The 15,357-nt window shown below is 72.3% G+C and carries 13 protein-coding genes; 1 reads left to right on the top strand and 12 read right to left on the bottom strand.

Annotated features, from left to right (window positions below):
* Window position 1 precedes the first annotated feature (1 nt).
* The 7 genes from PHZ_RS12460 to PHZ_RS12490 form a co-directional block, all read right to left on the bottom strand.
* Complete coding sequence (locus tag PHZ_RS12460) at window positions 2-1,681, bottom strand: sulfatase-like hydrolase/transferase (RefSeq protein WP_012522803.1); 1,680 nt, start codon at window positions 1,679-1,681, stop codon at window positions 2-4.
* 75 nt (window positions 1,682-1,756) lie between these two features.
* Window positions 1,757-2,176, bottom strand: coding sequence for a DUF4112 domain-containing protein (locus PHZ_RS12465; protein WP_236611824.1), 420 nt, complete (start codon window positions 2,174-2,176; stop codon window positions 1,757-1,759).
* A gap of 36 nt (window positions 2,177-2,212) precedes the next feature.
* The gene (locus PHZ_RS12470) at window positions 2,213-4,780 is read right to left on the bottom strand and encodes a hypothetical protein (RefSeq protein WP_041373500.1); all 2,568 of its coding nucleotides are present in this window, start codon (window positions 4,778-4,780) and stop codon (window positions 2,213-2,215) included.
* A gap of 174 nt (window positions 4,781-4,954) precedes the next feature.
* Complete coding sequence (locus PHZ_RS12475; RefSeq protein ID WP_148216857.1) at window positions 4,955-5,170, bottom strand: hypothetical protein; 216 nt, start codon at window positions 5,168-5,170, stop codon at window positions 4,955-4,957.
* Between the two features lie 111 nt (window positions 5,171-5,281).
* Window positions 5,282-5,815: a methylated-DNA--[protein]-cysteine S-methyltransferase gene (locus PHZ_RS12480; RefSeq protein WP_012522806.1), complete on the bottom strand. Its 534-nt coding sequence runs from the start codon at window positions 5,813-5,815 to the stop codon at window positions 5,282-5,284.
* Window positions 5,796-7,301 carry a DNA-3-methyladenine glycosylase 2 family protein gene (locus PHZ_RS12485; RefSeq protein ID WP_012522807.1) on the bottom strand — a complete coding sequence of 502 codons (1,506 nt, stop codon included), beginning with the start codon at window positions 7,299-7,301 and terminating at the stop codon, window positions 5,796-5,798. The genes PHZ_RS12480 and PHZ_RS12485 overlap by 20 nt, the downstream gene beginning before the upstream one ends.
* Window positions 7,302-7,396: 95 nt before the next feature.
* The gene (locus PHZ_RS12490; protein WP_041373502.1) at window positions 7,397-7,576 is read right to left on the bottom strand and encodes a hypothetical protein; all 180 of its coding nucleotides are present in this window, start codon (window positions 7,574-7,576) and stop codon (window positions 7,397-7,399) included.
* A 149-nt stretch (window positions 7,577-7,725) separates the two neighbouring features.
* Between PHZ_RS12490 and PHZ_RS12495 the strand changes: the two genes are divergently transcribed.
* On the top strand, window positions 7,726-8,112 hold the full coding sequence (locus PHZ_RS12495) for a DUF302 domain-containing protein (RefSeq protein ID WP_012522808.1): 387 nt from the start codon (window positions 7,726-7,728) through the stop codon (window positions 8,110-8,112).
* A gap of 15 nt (window positions 8,113-8,127) precedes the next feature.
* On the opposite strand, the gene PHZ_RS12500 is transcribed toward PHZ_RS12495, so the two are convergent.
* The 5 genes from PHZ_RS12500 to PHZ_RS12520 all read right to left on the bottom strand — a co-directional run bounded on the left by PHZ_RS12500 (window position 8,128) and on the right by PHZ_RS12520 (window position 15,265).
* Window positions 8,128-9,432 carry a spinster family MFS transporter gene (locus PHZ_RS12500; protein ID WP_012522809.1) on the bottom strand — a complete coding sequence of 435 codons (1,305 nt, stop codon included), beginning with the start codon at window positions 9,430-9,432 and terminating at the stop codon, window positions 8,128-8,130.
* A gap of 117 nt (window positions 9,433-9,549) precedes the next feature.
* Window positions 9,550-11,994 carry a response regulator gene (locus PHZ_RS12505; RefSeq protein ID WP_012522810.1) on the bottom strand — a complete coding sequence of 815 codons (2,445 nt, stop codon included), beginning with the start codon at window positions 11,992-11,994 and terminating at the stop codon, window positions 9,550-9,552.
* On the bottom strand, window positions 11,987-12,439 hold the full coding sequence (locus PHZ_RS12510; protein ID WP_012522811.1) for a response regulator: 453 nt from the start codon (window positions 12,437-12,439) through the stop codon (window positions 11,987-11,989). The genes PHZ_RS12505 and PHZ_RS12510 overlap by 8 nt, the downstream gene beginning before the upstream one ends.
* The gene (locus PHZ_RS12515) at window positions 12,432-14,672 is read right to left on the bottom strand and encodes an ATP-binding protein (RefSeq protein WP_012522812.1); all 2,241 of its coding nucleotides are present in this window, start codon (window positions 14,670-14,672) and stop codon (window positions 12,432-12,434) included. Before PHZ_RS12515 ends, PHZ_RS12510 begins: the two co-directional genes overlap by 8 nt.
* Window positions 14,669-15,265 (bottom strand): biliverdin-producing heme oxygenase, encoded by a 597-nt coding sequence (locus tag PHZ_RS12520; protein ID WP_012522813.1) that lies wholly within the window; start codon window positions 15,263-15,265, stop codon window positions 14,669-14,671. Before PHZ_RS12520 ends, PHZ_RS12515 begins: the two co-directional genes overlap by 4 nt.
* Between the last annotated feature and the right edge of the window lie 92 nt (window positions 15,266-15,357).

Here is a 15,357-nt window from a genome sequence, read left to right on the forward strand (position 1 = left end):
CTCAGTTGTCCCAGAGGACGTACTCGTCGCCCGGCTGCTGCTTCGCCCCGCCCGGCTTGTCGACGAGGATCGGCCCCTGCAGCAGCGAGGGCCAGATCGGCTTGGCGCTCTGGGCGTCCTGCTCGCGAATCAGGGCCAGCATGGCCTTCACCCGCCCCGGCTCGGCCTTCGACAGGTCGCGCCGCTCGGTCGGATCCTCGGCCAGGTTGAACAGCCAGACCTTGCCCAGCGCCTCGTTGCTCTGGAGCTTCCAGTCCCCGTCCAGCACCGTCTTGTACTGGCCGCTGCGCCAGAACAGCGTCTGGTGCGGCCGTCCCGCCGTCCGTCCCTGGACGTGCGGCAGCAGGTCGACCCCGTCCACGGTCCGGTCGGCCGGGATCTCGGCGCCGGCCGCGGCGGCGGCCGTGGCGAAGATGTCCACGTGCCCCACCGGATAGGGGAAGCGCGAGCCCGCCGGGATCACGCCCGGCCAGCGCATGAAGAACGGCGCCTTGATACCGCCCTCGAAGAACGTCGACTTCCAACCGCGATAGGGTTTGTTGAGATCAGGCAGGCCGACGTAGCCGGCGCCCCCGTTGTCGGTGGTGAAGATGACGAGGGTGTTCCGGTCCAGCCCCTCGTCCTTCAGCGCCTGGAGGATCAGGCCCACGTTATGGTCGAGGTTGCGCACCATCGCGGCGTAGACCCGCATCCGGTGGTCCGCGATCTGCGGCAGGGCGTCGTAGTCCGACTTCTTCGCCTGCAGCGGCGTGTGGACCGCATTGGGCGCGAAATAGAGGAAGAACGGCCGGTTGCGGTTGGCCCGGATCGCCTTCACCGCCTCCTCGGCCAGGTAGTCGGTCATGTAGCCGCGCGGCTCGAACAGCTCGCCGCCGTTGAACTGGACCATGTACGGCAGGTTCGGCCACAGGAACCGGTCGATGGCGTCCCAGGGCTGCTTGGAGTTGACCACCTGGGGGTGCTTCTCGGGCAGGTACATCGAGCCGCCGGCGATGAAGCCGAGGCTCTCGTCGAAGCCCTGGTGCTCGGGCCGCGAGCCCTCGGCCCCGCCCAGGTGCCATTTGCCGAGGTGGATGGTGTGGTAGCCGCGGGCCTTCAGCACCTCGGCGATCGTCACCTCGTCCGAGGGCATGCTCAGCACGTTCACCGCCGTCGGCGTCGGGGCGGTGCTGCCGGGCGGCATGTCCTTGATGCGGTCGGCGAAGAACTTAGGCTTCACGATCGCCCCGGGCTCGGCCTCGGTGCCGACCATCCGCTCGAAGGCGACCGGCGCGGGGGTGAACTCGAAGCCGAAGCGGGTGGCGTAGCGGCCGGTCATGATCGCCGCGCGCGACGGTGCGCAGGTGGCGTTGCCGGCGTAGCCGCTGGCGAAGTTCACGCCCTGCCGGCCGATGGCGTCGATGTTCGGCGTCGGGACCGCCCCGCCCGCCACGCCGCCGCCGTTGAAGGTGATGTCGTTGTAGCCGAGGTCGTCGGCCAGGATGAACACCACGTTGGGCGGGCGCGGTGCGTCGGCCGCCGTCGCCGGCCCCTGGGCCCACTCGACGGGCCGGTTCGGCGCCACGTCGGGCATCCGCGCCCGGGCGATCATCGACAGGATCTCGGCCCGGTTCACGTAGGCCGCGCCCCCGGCGGCGGCCAGCGCGGCGACGCCGCCCACGATCCACGCCCACGCCTTCATCGCGCCCTCCCCCGTCAGGTTCGGGCGGCAGCATATAATGACATTGCTCGTGCCGCTAGTTTGGAATGAGGCCGTTCAGCCGGCGGTCTTGGCGCCCACCGGCCTGGCGCGGCGGGCGCGGGCCTCCTCGTCGTCCAGCGGGGCGGGTCTGCCGTGCCGGCGCTCGATGTCCTTCTGCAGCGCGCGGGCCGCCATGGCGTGGCCGGGAAACAGCGTGTCCACCGCCCAACCGGCGATCGGCACGCCCGAGCTGACGCTGTCGAGCCCGAGGTAGAGCCCCATCTTGGCCAGGGTTCCGCGCGAAGCGCCCGCCTGCAGCGCCTCCGAGATGAGCAGCGCGGCCGCGCCCACCGAATAGGCGGTCCCGGCGACGGGCACCCAGGCGAGGACGCCGTCGATCCCCAGGCCCAGCGGCCCCACGCGCACGATCCCGTCCGAGAGCCGGCGGATGCGCTCGGCTCGGCTCCAGGCGGTGTGGGCGCGGTCACGGTCCATCATCCGCCTAACGCGGGTCGGCGCCGCCCAGGTTCCCTACAGCATCCCCCCGGCGGCCGCGTCGAGCAGCAGGTAGAGCCGGCCGGCGTCTCCCGACAGCAGCTCGGCCATCAGGAAGCCCTGCGGGTCGCGGACCACGGCGTCGTCGATCAGCGTCTTGTAGCGCCGCAGGTAGACCTCGGTCTGGTGCTTGACCGTCTCGTCCGTGAACAGGCGCCGGGCGATGCGGCGGGTCGCGGCGGGCGCCAGCTTCTTCACGACCTGGCGCGCGCCCTCCTCGTCCCCCGTCTGGACTGCGGCGGCGATCTCGTCGATCCGGTTCTTCGGCAGGAGCTTGGCCGGCTCGACCCCCATTCGGACCAGCTCGGCCGCCAGGGCGTCCTCGAGGCGTTCCCCCTCGCCCTCGCCGCCGTCCAGCGAGGCCAGCAGGTCCTTCCAGGTCCAGGTCTCGCCCGAGGCGTTCGGAGCCTCGGCCTCCGCCTCCTCCGCGGCTTCGGGCGCCGGCGCGGCCGGACGACCTGCGGCGGCCGAAAACACGGCGCTGAACTCGCGGTCGGTGGCGGTGGGGGTCAGCTTCAGCCGACCCCGCACGCCCAGTTCCTGGGCCAGCGCCTCGCCCGGCGGCTCGGCGTCATCGGCCAATGCGCCCTGGGCGCTGGTCTCGTCGGCCAGCTCATTGAGCTCCAGCGGTTCGGCCTCCTCGGCCGGCGGCGGCTCGACGGGCGCGGACTTCGCCCGCCGGGGCGGGGCGGCCGCGAGCGGCGGCAGCGGTGCGGGCGCGGCGGCGACCGTCCCCATCAGGCGCACGGCTTCGGACAGCATGTCGAAGTTGCGGCGCACGCGCTCCTGGAAGGCCGCGTCGATCGCCTGGGCCTCCTCGGCCGTACGGCGCGCGTGCTCCATCAGCTCGTCCATGCCATGGGCCACGGCGGCCTTGACCTGCTCGGCCTGGCCCCGCGCGGCGACCGGCAGGCGCGAGGCGCGCTGCTCCAGTTCGCCCAGCATGCCAGCCAGCTCCTCCAGCGCGGCCCGGGCGGCGGCGGCGCCCTCGTCCAGCTTCCGCGCCGTGGCGGCCCCCGCTTCCTCGACCATCTTCGAGGACTGCTCGACGAGGGCCCGGGCCTCCTCCAGGCGGGCCTCGAAGACCTGGTTGGCCTTCTGACCGGCGGTGAAGGCCGCCTCCGAGAGCTGGTCCACCTGCTCGCGGGCGGTGGCCGCGTGGCGGGCGGCCGCCTCCCGGGTCTCCTCGGCCGCGGCCGCGAGGGCGTCGATGGCGGCGCGGGTCTGGGCCTCCAGCTTGCCCCGCTGGTCCGCGGCGGCGGCCGAGACGGCCTCCAGCGCGTGCAGGGTGGACTGGCCGAACTCCTCGCGCTCGGCCTTGGCGGTCTCGGCCAGGTCGCGGAACTGCAGCGCCGCGTCGGCCATCAGCTGGCGCAGGGCCTCGCCGCCCTTGGTCGCCCGGTCGCTCATTTCGGCGGCCGACAGGCGGGCCTGGGTGATGAATTCCGACAGCCGGGCGGCGTGCGCGTCGGCCTCGGACGAGAAGCTCTCGTGGTCCGAGCGCAGGGCGGCGGCCAGGGTGATCAGCGCCGCGCGCTGTTCCGACAGGCCGGCCTCAACCGCCCTCGCCTGCTCGGCGACGCCCACGCCGGCGGTCTCCAGGCGGGCGATGTGGCGGGTCAGGTCCTCGCCGGCCGTGCGAGCGGCGTCGCTCGCCTCGCCCGCGGCGGCGGCCAGGTCGGCGGCGCGGGCCGAGAGCGCGGTTTCGGCCTCGCGGATCTGGGTCTCGGCGAGGTCGGCGGCCTCGGCGACCATCTTGGCCTGCTGGGTGATGGCGTCGGCGACCCTGACGGCCTGGGCGTCCAGGGTCTGGGCCAGCTGGCCCATCTCGCTGCGCTCGCGGCCCAGCGTCCCGGCCAGGGTCTCGGCGGTGCGGACCGACTGAGAGGTCGCGTCGGCCAGCTTCTCGGTCTCCAGGGCCAGGGCGTCGCGCAGCGCGAGCAGGGTCTCGCGGGCGTCCTCGGCGGCCGCGCCGGCGCGGGCGATCTCGTCGCGGACCGACTGGGCCACGTGGCCGGCCCGGGCGGCGGCCACGACGGCGGGCGACAGCATGTCCTCGGCCATGGCCTTGGCCCGGCGCGCCTCGAAAGCGAGCTTCTGGCCCTGGCGGATCATGAACGCCGCGCCCCAGACGAAGGCGGCCGGCCCGATGGCCAGGAGGGCGAAGACGGCCAGGGCGAAGGCGTCGTCCTGCAGCGGGGCGACGTTGTTGCGGTAGCCCACCGCGTAGGCGATCGGCGCCAGCGCCCACAGCGCCGAGACGATCACGGCCGCCACCCAGATCGGCCAGCCGGACGGCGCCTCGAGCTCGTCCAGCGTCGCCGGCTCGTAGCGGGGCTCGGGCTGGAACTCGGGACGTGGCGCCGGGGTCTTCGCTTCCCGCGTCGCCACCGGGGCGGTCGAAGCGGGAGGATCGAGCGGCGGCAGGGCCTCAGGCGTCGCGGCCGGCTCGGCGGCCGGCGCGACCTCGGGCTCGCTCGCGGGCGTCGGCGACAGCGCAGGGCCGCCGAAATCCATCGGTTGTCGCCGCTTGGAGAACTTCATGCGCGGCCGATCCTTCCCTCTTGGCCCGAGGCGCGCGTCACGAGGGGGCCGGCATGGCTCGCCCCCACCGCGCCTTGGCTTCAGGTTCGAAGGATTACCCGCCCGGCGTGCGGACGCAAACAGGCGCCGCGAATCAGGCGGCCTCCGGGTCGGATTGTCGCGGCTGGAGGGGCGTCAGGCCTTGACCACGCCCGACCGCCCGTCGGGGCAGTCGGCGGGAACCTTGACGGAGACCTTCTGGGCCTTGCGCGGCGAGCGGGCGACCACGCGCTCGGCGGGCGCCGCCGGGCGCTCGAACATCGGGGCGTCGAGCGTCACGCCGAAATGGGAGAAGGCGACGGCGGACGAATGCACGACCACCGCGGCCACAACTTCCGTCAATGTCGCCATCGAACCTCTCCCCGATTCCTGCGCGACTCCGCCGAGCGGCGTTATACGACGCGGACGGCTTCGCCGCGAGCGGCGCGGACCTTAAATTTCGGCAATGTTGCGCCGGCGCCATCAGGCGGCGAGGCGATCCCGGAAGCTCGCGCCCTCGTGGGCCAGCAGCCAGCGCTTGCGCGGCAGCCCGCCGCCGTAGCCGGTGAGCGAGCCGTCCGAGCCGATCACCCGGTGGCAGGGCACGACCAGCGCCACGGGATTGGAGCCGTTGGCGAGCCCCACGGCGCGTACGGCCGTCGGCCGGCCGATCGCCTGCGCCAGGCGCGCGTAGCTCCAGGTCTCCCCGACCGGGATGGCGCAGAGCGCGGCCCACACCTTCCGCTGGAACGCCGTGCCCGCGCCGTCCCAGGGCACGGCCGACAGAGCCCCGAGGTCCCCGGCGAAATAGGCCTCCAGCGCCGGCCGCGCGGGGCTGCGCCCTTCGACGAGCGCGGCCTTCGGATAGCGGCGGGCGACCCAGGCCAGCATCCGGTCCTCGTAGTCGGTCCAGTTGAAGGCCCGCAGGACGCCCGCCTCGTCGGTGACCACGAGGGCCGTGCCGATCGGGGTCGCGATGCGGTCGAGGGTCAGGGTTTCAGGCGGCTGCACGATCATCGGTCTTGGTCCTCTTGAGGTCGGGTTGGGCCGCGTCGTGGGCCCAGAGATGTTGGGCGGCGTAGGCGCGCCAGGGCCGCCAGGCGGCGCTGCGGGCGAGCAGTTCCTCCTGCGTCGGCCGCCGGCCGGTCTCGTCCGCCATGGCGCGCAGGAGCGCGATATCCGCGCCCGGAAAGGCGTCCGGCTCGCGCAGTTCGCGCAGCGCGATGTACTGCGCCGTCCACTCGCCGACGCCCGGCAGCGCCTTCAGCGCCGCGATGGCGCTGTCCAGGTCGGCCCGCGGCGTGAAGATCGCCGGATCGGCCGCCACGGTGCGCGCCAGGGCCTCCAGCGCCGCGCCGCGCGCCTTCGGCATGCCCAGCGCGGCGATGTCCTCGCCGACCAGCCGCTCGGGCCGCGGGAAGACGCGTGTCAGACCCAGCTCCGCGGCGGCCGGATCGTCGACCGACGCGCCGTAGGCGTCGGTCAGCTTGGCCGCCAGCGCCCGCGCGGCGGCCACGGTGATCTGCTGGCCGAGGATCGCCCGCACCGCCAGTTCGAAGCCGTCCCACGCCCCCGGGGCTCGCAGGCCCGGCCGGGCCGCGACCAGCGGGGCGAGCGCCGGATCCTGGCTCAGGTGCGCTCCAATGCGTCCCGGGTCGGCGGCGAGGTCGAACACCCGCCGGATGCGCGCGATCACCGCCGGCAGGGCCTTCAGCTTCGGGAAGCGGATCTCGGCGGTCAGGGCGTCGTCGCCCGGGCGCGGCGTCACGATCACGACACCGCGGGCGCCGTCGACCTCCAGCGTGCGCGCATAGCGGCGCGGCTCCACCCGCTCCACGCCCGGGATGGCACGGTCGGCGAGGAAGCGGATGATCGCGTCCCAGTCGTAGGGCGGCCGGTACGGCAGGCGGACGACGATGCCCTCGGCCGCCGGCACGTCGGCCTGGCGCGAGCGGCGCAGCTCGCCCGGCGGGCGGCCGAACAGCTGCTGGAACGTCTCGTTGAAGCGCCGCACGCTGCCGAAGCCGGCCGCCAGCGCCACCTCGCCCATCGGCAGGCGGGTCTCCTGGATCAGCTGCTTGGCGAGCAGGACGCGGCGGGTCTGGGCGACCGAGACCGGCGAGGCGCCGAGATGCTGGCGGAACAGGCGGCGGAGCTGGCGTTCGCCCACGCCCAGGCGGGCCGCGAGCGCATCCACGTCGTCGCCGTCCAGCGCGCCCCCCTCGATCAGGGCCAGCGCCCGCGAGACCGTGTTCGACGTGCCCCGCCAGGCGCCGAGATCGGGCGAGGCTTCCGGGCGGCAGCGCAGGCACGGCCGGTAGCCGGCCTCCTGGGCCGCCGCGGCCGTCGGGTAGAACGTCATGTTCTCGGGCTTCGGCGTGCGCGCGGGGCAGATCGGCCGGCAGTAGATGCCGGTCGTCTTCACGGCGCCGAAGATGCGGCCGTCGAACCGCGGGTCGCGGGTGACGAAGGCGCGGCGGCAGGCTTCGAAGTCCATATCCATGTTCGGCAGGATGCGCCCCGCGGGACGGCTAGTCTCGCGGTTTTCGGACATTCATGGCCGGCCGTGGCAGCTTTCGGACGCCGAAGCGCGCGCGATCAGCCCTTCGGCGCGCGCCGGGTCACGACCTTCGGCGCGTGGATCGCCGCGGGCCCGTCGCCCCTCGGCCGCTGCCAGCGCCACTCATAAGGCGTCAGCCACACCCAGCCGCCCTCGGTCAGCCGCCGCGGCGTCAGCGCATAACTGCGGATCCAAAGCGGGTCGGTCGTCTCGCGCACGCGTGTTCACTCGGAATCAGGAAGAGCCCCTCGCCGAGGACCATAGCCGTCCGGCCGCGTCGGCGCCGTGGCATTTCGGCCGCGATCCACAGCATCCAAACCGGGTCCAGCCGCGCTTTCAGGGGGAGCCAACCTTTGAGAGGCCGCAGATGAGCTACTATGCCGCAAGAACCCTGGACCTGCCGTTCGACGCCGCCGTCGAGCGCACCCGCGCCGCGCTCGCCGAGGAAGGCTTCGGCGTCATCACCGAGATCGACGTGCGCCAGGTCCTGAAGACCAAGATCGGCGTCGACTTCCGCCCCTATCTGATCCTCGGCGCCTGCAACCCCGGCCTCGCCCACGAGGCCCTGAAGCTGGAGGACAAGGTGGGGACGATGCTGCCCTGCAACGTCGTCGTCCAGGCGGTGGACGAGAGCCGTTCGGAGGTGGCGGCGATCGACCCCGAGGCCTCGATGCAGGCCATCGACAACGCCGACCTGAAGGCCAAGGCGCGCGAGGTCGGCGGCCGGCTCCGCGCCGCCCTCGACCGGCTCTAGGCCACAAGCTCCAGGTCAGCCCACCGCCGCGGCGAGGCGCTTGTCGCGGGCGATCGACCAGGCGGACGCCAGGTGCGCGAGGATCGTGATCACGATCACCGGCACCAGGGCCAGGAACGCGATCGAGAGCGAGTTGTCGCCGTGCTCGGCCTTGGCCATGTCGGAGATGCGGCCGACGTAGACCGGCCCCGCGCCCAGGCCGATCAGGTTCAGCACGAACAGCAGCACCGCGCCCGAGATCGTGCGCCGGTTCGGCGGCACCGCGTTCTGCACGACGGCGAGCGCCGGCGCGAGGTAGCAGTTGTTCAGCAGCGCCGGCACCGCGATGCAGATCAGGGCGATCTGCCAGGTCGGCGCATAGACGATGCCGAACCAGAACGGGATCGTGATGAAGAACGCCAGGGCCGGGATCCAGGCGAACCAGCGGCGGTCCTTGGCGCCCAGCTTGTCGGCGATCCAGCCGGCCGCGAACGTGCCGATCATGCCGGTGATCCCCAGCACGAGGCTGTAGTAGGCGGCGACTTCGGTCAGGCTCATGCCCTTCACCCGCATCAGGAACGGCGGGTTCCAGGTCAGGGCGGCATAGCCGACGAAGGCCGAGAGGCCGGCGGCGAAGGCCGTCAGCACCAGCGTGCGGTTCGAGAAGAAGCCGCCGATCGCCGTCCAGAGCGGCGGGGCCGCGTCGTGCGCGTCCTTGCCGTCGGCGATCTTGTCGAGGCCGCCGCGCTTCGGCTCCTTGACGAACAGCAGCACGACGAGCGCCAGGATGATGCCCGGCACGCCCATGACGTAGAACGCCGTCCGCCAGCCGTGCTCGGCCGCGATCCAGCCGCCCAGCGCCGAGCCGAACATCGATCCGGCGGGCACGCCCAGGGAGTAGATCGCGAGCGCCGTGCCCCGCTCCTCGGGCTTGAAGTAGTCCGAGATCAGCGAATAGGACGGCGGGGAGCCGCCCGCCTCGCCGATGCCGACGCCCATCCGGTAGAGCGCGAGCTGGACGAAGTTGGTCGCCGTGCCGCAGAGCGCCGTGAACAGGCTCCACAGCGCGCACGCTCCCGAGATGATCCAGACCCGCCGGGCCCGGTCGGCCAGCCAGCCGACGGGGATGCCGAAGCCGGTGTAGAAGATCGCAAAGACGATGCCGCTCAGCATGCCGAGCTGGGTGTCGTCGAGCTGCAGGTCCTTGCGGATCGGCTCGGCCAGGATCGAGACGATCTGCCGGTCCAGGAAGTTCAGCGTGTAGACGACGGCCAGAAGCCAGACGACCATGTAGCGATAGCTCGCCGACACCTTCGGCGCCGGCACGGCGTCCACGCTCATACGCTGTCTCCCCCTGTCGCCCGTCAGGCCGGTGTTCCGGCTCGAAAAACGGGTATGCGCTTCCTGCCCGTGTTTTGGCAGCAACCGCGGGCGACGCCAAGCCGCTTTCCGCGGACGTCAGCGTCGCAGGGAGACGACGTTGGCGCCGCGCTCGCCGCCCAGGATCGCGGCGACCTTGCGGCCAAGTTCGTCGTCGCGGAACGGCTTCTGGATGATCCGTTCCTCGCCGACCTCGCGCAGCGCCGCCAGATCCGCGAAGCCGGTGATGAACAGGCTGGGCAGGCCCGGCCGCAGGCGCTGGGCCTCGCGGACGGTCTCGACGCCGTTCATCCCGGGCATGGCGTAGTCGGCGAGCAGCAGGTCGATCCGGGCGGCGCCACGCAGGGCGTCGAGCGCCGCATTGCCGCTGCCGGCCTCGATCACGCCGTAGCCGAACTCGCGCAGCAGCGAGGCGGTGACCTCGCGCACGGCGCTGTCGTCGTCCACCAGCAGCACCGTCGCGCCCGCCGGCGCGGCCGGCGCCTCGACCTCGCGCCGGGCGGGCAGCCGCGCCGGCGCCTCCGCGGCCCTCGGCAGGTAGACGCTGACCGTCGTGCCCTCGCCCTCCCGCGTGCGGATGGCGACGCCGCCGCCGGACTGCTTGGCGAAGCCGTAGACCTGGGCCAGGCCCAGGCCGGATCCGCGGCCGACGGCCTTGGTCGTGAAAAATGGCTCGAACGCCTTGGCCAGGACCTCTTCGCTCATGCCGTGGCCGGTGTCGCTGACCGCCAGCATGACGTACTCGCCCGGCCCCGGCTCTTCGGGACGGCCGGGTTCGCCCTTGATCATGACGTTCGCCGTCTCGACGGTCAGGCTGCCGCCGACCTCCATCGCATCGCGCGCGTTGATGGCCAGGTTCAGGATGATCAGCTCGATCTGCGTCGGGTCGACCAGCGCCGACCACAGGTCGGTCTTGAGCACCGTCTCGAGACGCACGGTGCCGCCGAGCGTGCTCTGCAGCAGCTCGCGCATGCTCTCGACCGTGTCGTTCAGGTCGACGGGCTTGGGCTCCAGCTTCTGGCGGCGCGAGAAGGCCAGCATCTGGCCGGTCAGCTTGGCGCCGCGCTCGGCGGCGTTCCGCATGTGGCCGAGCCGATCGACCACCCCGCCGTCGAGCCCCTCCCTCTGCAACGTCCTCTCGATGAAGCGGATGTTGCCGAGGATGACGGTCAGCAGGTTGTTGAAGTCGTGCGCCACGCCCGAGGTGAGCTGGCCCACGGCCTCCAGGCGCTGCATCTGCCGCAGCTCCTTTTCGACCCGTTCGCGCTCGGCCATCTGGGCGGCGAGCTGCTCGTTCCGCTCGGCGAGGGCTTCGGCCGCCGCCTTCTCCTCGGTGATGTCCCGCCCGACCGCGTAGAAGGCGTCGCCTTCCGGCACGGCCGTCCACGAGATCCAGCGCCAGGAGCCGTCCGCGTGGCGCAGGCGGTCCTCGAACCGGGGGGCGACCTGGCCGCTGGCAAGCGTCCTGATGACTCCCTCGACCTCCGCCAGATCCTCCTTGTGGATCAGGAGGTGGAAGTCGCTGTCGACCAGGGCCCCGGCGTCGTAGCCGAGCACGGACTCCCAGGCGGGGTTCACCCGGCGCAGCCGCCCGTCGAAGGTGGCGACGGCGAAGAGGTCGCGGCTGAGCCGCCAGATCCGGTCCCGTTCGGCGGTCCGTTCGGCCACCTCCTGCTCGAGCTTCTCGGCGAAGCCCTTCAGCTCCTGGCGAGCCCGCCGTTCCTCGGTGATGTCGCGCAGCACCCCGACGAACCGGGTGCAGGTCTCGTCCGTGAACAGCGCCTGGGCGCGGAGCGCGAGCCAGCGCTCGACCGCCGCCTCCGGGCCGGTGCGGAACTCGGTGACCAGAGCGCGGTCCTGCTCATCGCCGCCCGCGATGGCGCCGGCGATCTCCGCCTCCAGCGTGGCGCGGTCGTCGGGGTGCACCAGCCTCAGGAAGCGCTTGTAGGTGATCTCGGCGTCGGCCGGCAGGCCCAGGAAGTCGCGCGTGCGCGCGTCGCACTCCAGGCGCCCGTTCCGCGGGTCGAGGTCCCAGAGGCCGAGCCGGGCGCCCTCGATGGCCAGGCGCGCCCGCATCTGGCTGCGCGAGAGCGCCTCCTCGGCCCGCCGGCGCTCCTCCCGCTCGTGCGCCTGCTCCAGGGCCCGCTCGACCGCCGTGGCCAGGCGGGTGAGGTTGCGCTTCAGCACATAATCCGTCGCCCCGCGCTTCAGCGCGTTGGTGGCGAACTCCTCCCCCACCACGCCCGAGACGAAGATGAATGGGATGTCCGGCTGCAGGGCCCGGGCGATGTTCAGCGCCGACAGGCCGTCGAAGTCCGGCAGGGAATAGTCCGCGAGGATGATGTCGCAGCGCTCTTCCTCCAGCGCATGGACGAACTCGCGCCGGTTGGTGGCCCGCAGCAGCGTGAACTCGATCCCCGCCTTCTCGAGATGGGCCGCCAGCAGCTCGGCGTCGATCTCGCTGTCCTCCAGCAGGAGGACCGAGACCTCCGGCGCCCGCCCCCGGCCGACAGCGTCAGGCATGGGCCAGCCCCCGCGGCGGCGGCTCGTTGAGGATCGCCCAGAACATGCCGAGGTCCTGGATGGCCTCGAAGAAGGCGTTGAAGTCCACGGGCTTCACCACGAAGGCGTTCACCCCCAGCTCGTAGCTGCGCAGCAGGTCCCGCTCCTCGCGGGAGGACGTCAGCATGACGACGGGGATCTGCCGCTGGGCCGGGTTGGTCTTCACCTGCTCCAGCACCTCGAGGCCGTCCACCTTCGGCAGCTTCAGGTCCAGCAGCACCACGGCCGGATCGCCGGGCTGGCGATCGGCGAACGAATTGCGGGCGTTCAGATAGTCCAGCGCCTCGGCGCCGTCGCGGGCGACCACGATATCGTTGGCGAGCTGGCACTTGGCCAGGGCGGCCAAGGTGAGCTCGAGGTCCCGCGGATTGTCCTCGACCAGCAGGATGGGCCTCAGGTCAGCCAAGCTCGAACTCTCCGTGTGATTCCGCCCGGGGGCGCTTGGGTAGGGTGAAGGTGAAGCTGGCGCCTTCGCCAGGACGCCCGTGCGCGTCGATGGTTCCGCCGTGGCGGTCGATCACCCGCTTGACCAGCGCCAGGCCGATGCCGGTGCCCTCGAATTCTTCGGACCGGTGCAGGCGCTGGAAGACCCCGAACAGCTTGTGCGAATAGGCCGGGTCGAAGCCGACCCCGTTGTCGGCGATCGTGTAGGCGGTGACGTCGCCGCGGTCCTCGCCCTCCACCGTGATGACGGCCGGGTCGCGCCCCGCCGAGTACTTGACGGCGTTGTGCAGCAGGTTCTGCAGCACCTGCCGGATCATGGCCGGATCGGCCCATGCGCTGGGCAGGGCGCCGACGCGCCATTCGATGGGCCGGCCGTCGAGGTCGGGCCCCATCGAGCGGCGCACCTCGACCATCAACTTCTCCAGATCCACCCGCGTGGGCTTCAGGCTGGAGCGGCCGAGTTGGGAGAAGTTCAGGAGGTCGTCCACCAGGCGGCCCGCCGAGAGCGCCGCCTCGGTGATGCTCTGCAGGTAGTGACGGGCCGTGGCGTCGAGCTGGTCGCCGATCCGGTCGGACAGCAGCTCCGCGAAGCCGACGACATGCCGGAACGGCGCCCGCAGGTCGTGCGAGATCGAGTAGGAGAAGCTCTCCAGCTCGCGGTTGATCTCCACGAGACGGCTGGTGAGCTCGGCCCGCTCCTCGGCGCGGCGCAGCACGAAGTTCTGGATCGAGGCCCGGAAGCTGCGGGCGCTCTCGATCTCGGAGAGGGTCCAGGGCGCCGAGCGCTGGCGCACCTGCTCCTTCCACAGCCGGAACGACTGTCGCGGATGCAGGCGGTCGCCCACTTCCCGCGGCTTCTGGGGCTCGCCGGCCCATTCGACGGTGCGGACGAGCTCGGGCCGGAACCACAGCAGATAGTTCGAGTGGAGCTGGGAGATCGAGATCGCCAGGAGGCCGCTCGCCCGCTCCGCGTAGCTGGCGGTCTCGGGCCAGACCGCGGCCATGCTGTCGAAGGCCGCCGTCTCGCGGTCTTCCGCCCGAAGGCGCTCGACGATGGCCAGGATCTCGGCGTCCGACGGGGTGAGCCCGACGGCCAGCACGCCCTGTTCGGTCACCACCGCGGCGCCCGCGGCGCGGACGACGTCCTTCCAGAGGGTGGCGTTGCCGGCCAGGCCGTCCTGGTAGCTCTGCGCCGCCGAGACCCGCGCGATGAGGGCCGTCTCCACGTCCTTGAGGGCCAGCCGCTCGGCGGTCCGCTGCGCCTGTTCCCGCGCCTCGATCTGCAGCGAGAGGATCTGGCCCAGGATGTCGCAGGCGGTGCGCACCTGCGCGTTCACGTGCCGCGGTTCGCGGCTGTGGCCCGAGATCAGGCCCCAGAGCTCGCCCTTCACCAGGATCGACACCGACATGGACGCGCCTGTGCCCATGTTGCGCATGTACTGCAGGTGAACCGGCGAGACGCTGCGCAGGGCCGCCAGGCTCAGGTCCAGCGGCTGTCCATCCACGGGCGACAGCGGCGGGACGATCGCCGCCGGCGCGTAGTCGGCCGTCGGGATCAGGCGGATACGGTTGAGCTTGTAGAGTTCGCGCGCCTGGGCCGGGATGTCCGAACCGGGGAAGCGCAGGTTCAGGTACGAAGGCAGGACGCCGTCGCCGTCCTCGGCCAGCACCGTGCCGGTGCCCTCGGAGTCGAAGCTGTAGAGCAGGACCCGGTTGAAGCCGGTGAGCGCCCGGATCTCGCGGACGGCGATCTGCGCGACCTCGCCCACGCCCTCGGCCTGCGCGATGCCGTCGAGGAACCGGCCGAGCCGCGGATAGAGGGCGTCGAGGGTCTCGGCCTCGGACGCCGGCGGCTCGAACTCGACGAGCAGGCCCTGGGCGGTGCGGTGCGCCGAGATCTGGAAGGTCGCCTCGCCGATCCGCAGCGCACGCAGCAGCAGGCTGTCGCCGGCCGCGAGCCAGCGCTCGAGTTCCGCCACGAGGCTCGCCGCTTCCGGCAGGTCGGCCAGCGGCCGGCCGGACTCGGCGGCAAGGCCCGTCACCGCCGCGAGGTTCTCGCTCGCCTGCAGCACCTCGAAGCCTTCGGGCGAGAGCACCAGCAAGGCGCCGTGCGGCTGGATACCGCCCGGGATCCGGATCGGCTCGGCCGCGCAGGCGTCCAGGTCGAGGGTCGGGTCTAGGGTGACGTCGTTCATGTCAGCCAGGCCTCCAGCACCTCGAAGGTGCGCCGCGCCCCCGCGACCGCCGCGTCGCGGCGCGCCGGCGGCGCCCGCGTTTCGGCCCAATCCTGAAATTCCCGCCACATCCGCCCGGTGGCGGGGCCATGGGGGTCGAAGTAGGAGAGCCCGCCTTCGGGCAGCCAGTCCACGCCGGCCAGGGCCCGCGCGATCAGCTGGCCGCCCAGCGTGGAGCCTTCCATCACGTACATGGACCCGACCGCCCCGGCCTCGCAGCCGGCCGGCTCGGCCCCCGCCGCGCAGGGCGGCAGGCGCGCGATCGCGTCTTCGTCCAACCCCAGCCCCGCCAGGTCGCGCCGCAGATGCGGCAGACGCGTCCTGGTCTCCTGGAAGCTCCGAAGGCCCGCATGGCGGCGCACGGCGTACTCCCAGACAGAATGGAAACCGTAGAACCGTCCCAGCACATGGACGAAGCGCTGTCTGTCGACCGGTCGACTCAGCAGGTCGAGCGAGGCCTCCAGGCGCGCGTGCAGATCGGATGTCCGGCGCCTGAGCAGACGCGTCAGCGTCTCCTCCGGGCATGGAGCGGACTCTCGGGCAGCAATCGGCACGGGCGGAACATCTCCTGTTCTCGCCCCTCCCCGATGCGGGACTTTCAACCGGAACCGCTCGAACGACGCAAGCCCCGCCCGGCCGCCTCCAC

Origin of the sequence: Phenylobacterium zucineum HLK1, assembly GCF_000017265.1 — a bacterium.
GTDB lineage: Bacteria > Pseudomonadota > Alphaproteobacteria > Caulobacterales > Caulobacteraceae > Phenylobacterium > Phenylobacterium zucineum.

Excerpts from the sequence above, each read along its gene's own strand:
- PHZ_RS12475 (WP_148216857.1), bottom strand. The coding sequence starts at position 5,170 with ATGGCGACATTGACGGAAGTTGTGGCCGCGGTGGTCGTGCATTCGTCC.
- PHZ_RS12470 (WP_041373500.1), bottom strand. The coding sequence starts at position 4,780 with ATGAAGTTCTCCAAGCGGCGACAACCGATGGATTTCGGCGGCCCTGCG.
- PHZ_RS12480 (WP_012522806.1), bottom strand. The coding sequence starts at position 5,815 with ATGATCGTGCAGCCGCCTGAAACCCTGACCCTCGACCGCATCGCGACC.
- PHZ_RS12460 (WP_012522803.1), bottom strand. The coding sequence starts at position 1,681 with ATGAAGGCGTGGGCGTGGATCGTGGGCGGCGTCGCCGCGCTGGCCGCC.
- PHZ_RS12485 (WP_012522807.1), bottom strand. The coding sequence starts at position 7,301 with ATGGATATGGACTTCGAAGCCTGCCGCCGCGCCTTCGTCACCCGCGAC.
- PHZ_RS12500 (WP_012522809.1), bottom strand. The coding sequence starts at position 9,432 with ATGAGCGTGGACGCCGTGCCGGCGCCGAAGGTGTCGGCGAGCTATCGC.
- PHZ_RS12495 (WP_012522808.1), top strand. The coding sequence starts at position 7,726 with ATGAGCTACTATGCCGCAAGAACCCTGGACCTGCCGTTCGACGCCGCC.
- PHZ_RS12505 (WP_012522810.1), bottom strand. The coding sequence starts at position 11,994 with ATGCCTGACGCTGTCGGCCGGGGGCGGGCGCCGGAGGTCTCGGTCCTC.
- PHZ_RS12515 (WP_012522812.1), bottom strand. The coding sequence starts at position 14,672 with ATGAACGACGTCACCCTAGACCCGACCCTCGACCTGGACGCCTGCGCG.
- PHZ_RS12465 (WP_236611824.1), bottom strand. The coding sequence starts at position 2,176 with ATGGACCGTGACCGCGCCCACACCGCCTGGAGCCGAGCCGAGCGCATC.